Consider the following 2,473-nt stretch of genomic DNA (forward strand, 5'->3'; position numbering starts at 1 on the left):
CTGACGGTCCTGCTGTACTACGTCTACGCCGACGACCGCGAACTCTTCGACCGCATCGGAGCCTCGCTGCTGGGCATCTTCCCGATGATCACGATGTTCCTGGTCACCTCCATCGCGACCCTGCGCGGCCTGCGCCACCGCCGCCCGTGCGGAGGCGCGGGCGGCGACCGCGCTGCTCGTGGACGGCGTCCTGCTGCTCGACCTGACCCCCGGCGCGGCCCTGGCGGCCGCCCGCGCGGGCAGTTCCCTGCACGGTGTGCGGCAGGTGCTGCTGTCCCACCCCCACCAGGGGCCTGCGCCGGAGGTCCCGGCCGGGCTGCCCGCGCCGGTGCGGGTGCCGGACGGGCGGAGGCTGACCCTGATCAGCGGCCACCGGGTGCGGGCGGTGGCGCTGGACGCGCCGGGCACCGGGTACGAGATCGGCGGGCCCGACGGCGAGCGCCTGCTGTACCTGCCGCCGGGCGCCGGTCCCGCGGGCCTGCCGCCCGGAGGCTCGCCCGCGCCGTACGCCCTGGTGCTGATGGACGTCCTGGGCCGTCCCGACGCGCTGGCCCGGCTGCGGGCGGCCGGGGCCGTGGGCCCGACCACGGACGTGCTGGCCGTCCACATCGACCACGACGTGCCGCCCGGTCCGGAGCTGCACCGGCGGCTGGCCGCCGCGGGGGCCCGTACCGAGCCGGACGGCGCCACGGTGGTGGTCGGCGACTACCGGGCGGTCCCCGATCTGCCCCGGCGCACGCTGGTCCTGGGCGGCGCGCGCTCGGGCAAGTCCGCCGAGGCCGAGCGCCGGCTGGCGGCCTTCCCGGACGTGCTGTACGTCGCCACGGGCGGCGCCCGGGACGGCGACCGGGAGTGGGCGGCGCGGGTGGCGGCCCACCGGGAGCGCCGCCCGCCCTCCTGGCGCACGGCCGAGACCTGCGACCTGGTGCCGCTGCTGACCGCCGAGGACGCACCGCCGATGCTGGTCGACTGCCTGGCCCTGTGGCTGACCGACGCGATGGACCGCGCCGGGGCCTGGGACGACGACCGCTGGAGGAGCGGCGAGGCCCCCCGCGCGCTGGCCGAGCGGACCGGCGCCCTGGTCGCGGCCTTCCGCGCCGCCTCCCGCACGGTGGTGGCGGTCAGCAACGAGGTCGGCTCGGGGGTGGTGCCCGCCACCGCCGCGGGCCGCCGCTTCCGCGACGAGCTGGGCCGGCTGAACGCGGCGGTGGCCGCCGAGTGCGAGCACGTCCTGCTGGTCACGGCGGGCACGGCCCTGCCGCTGCGCGGCTGAGCACAGGTCAGGGGCGGTGCGGGGGACGGTAGTGTCGGCCCCATGAGTGACGGCAGCCTGAACCTCGACGACTTCGGCGACCTCATCGAGCGTCCCGACAGCGGCGTCCGCCGGGACGCCGAGGAGCGGCGCGCCCGCACCGGTCTGCCGGCCGGGGCGCTGGGCCGGCTGGACGAACTGGGCGAGTGGCTGGCGGCGGCGCAGGGCCGCGTTCCCGTGGAGCCGGTCTCGCGGCCGAAGGCCGTGCTGTTCGCCGGGGACCACAAGGTGGCGGAACTGGGTGTCTCCGCCCGGCCGGCCGGGGGCGCGCATGCCCTGGTACGCGCCGCCCTGGACGGCACGAGTCCGGTGGCGGTGCTCTCGCGCCGCCTCGACGTGCCGCTGCGGATCGTCGACATGTCGCTGGACTGCGACCCGGGCGGGCTGCCCGAGGATGTCGTCCGCCACCGGGTGCGGCGCTCCGGCGGGCGGCTGGACGTCGAGGACGCCCTGACCGCCGAGGAGGCCGAGCGCGCCTTCCGGGCCGGGATGGCCGTCGCCGACGAGGAGGCCGACGCCGGGACCGACCTGGTGGTCCTGGGCGACGTCTCCGTCGGCGGCACCACGGCGGCCGGGGTGCTGGTCGCGGCCCTGTGCGGCACCGACGCCTCCGTGGTCACCGGCCGCGGCGGCGGGCGCATCGACGACCTCGCCTGGATGCGCAAGTGCGCGGCGATCCGCGACGGGCTGCGCCGCGCCCGGCCCGTCCTGGGGGACCAGCTGAGGCTGCTGGCGACCGTGGGCGGGGCGGACCTGACCGCGATCACCGGCTTCCTGCTCCAGTCGGCCGTGCGCCGCACCCCGGTGATCCTCGACGGCGTGGTCTCCGCCGCGTGCGCGCTGGTCGCCCAGCGCGTGGCGTTCCGGGCGCCGGACTGGTGGCTGGCCGGGTCGGCGAGCGGCGAGCCCGCGCAGGCCAAGGCGCTGGACCGGATGGCGCTCGACCCGCTGCTGGACCACGGCGTCACCGCGGGCGAGGGCACCGGCGCGCTGCTCGCCCTCCCCCTGGTCCGGGCCGCGGCCGCGCTGGCCGCGCGGGCGCGAGGACTTGTCGCCGACCAGCACCAGCGCGGCGATGATCGCGAACAGGGCGAGGGGCGCCACGACGTACAGGCCGAGGGTCTCGACCACGCTCAGGCCGGTGCCCGGGTCGTCGCCGTC

2 protein-coding genes are annotated in these 2,473 nt (G+C 78.1%); both read left to right on the forward strand.

The window, feature by feature from the left end; translation table 11 throughout:
- Positions 1–178: 178 nt before the first annotated feature.
- Positions 179–1,273: a bifunctional adenosylcobinamide kinase/adenosylcobinamide-phosphate guanylyltransferase gene (locus tag ACLIYP_RS30170; RefSeq protein ID WP_412716256.1), complete on the forward strand. Its 1,095-nt coding sequence runs from the start codon at positions 179–181 to the stop codon at positions 1,271–1,273.
- Between the two features lie 42 nt (positions 1,274–1,315).
- A partial coding sequence (locus ACLIYP_RS30175) for a nicotinate-nucleotide--dimethylbenzimidazole phosphoribosyltransferase (protein ID WP_412716257.1) occupies positions 1,316–2,473 on the forward strand: 1,158 nt, incomplete at its 3' end.

The sequence above is a fragment of the Streptomyces nanhaiensis genome, assembly GCF_046614825.1.
GTDB lineage: Bacteria > Actinomycetota > Actinomycetes > Streptomycetales > Streptomycetaceae > Streptomyces > Streptomyces radiopugnans.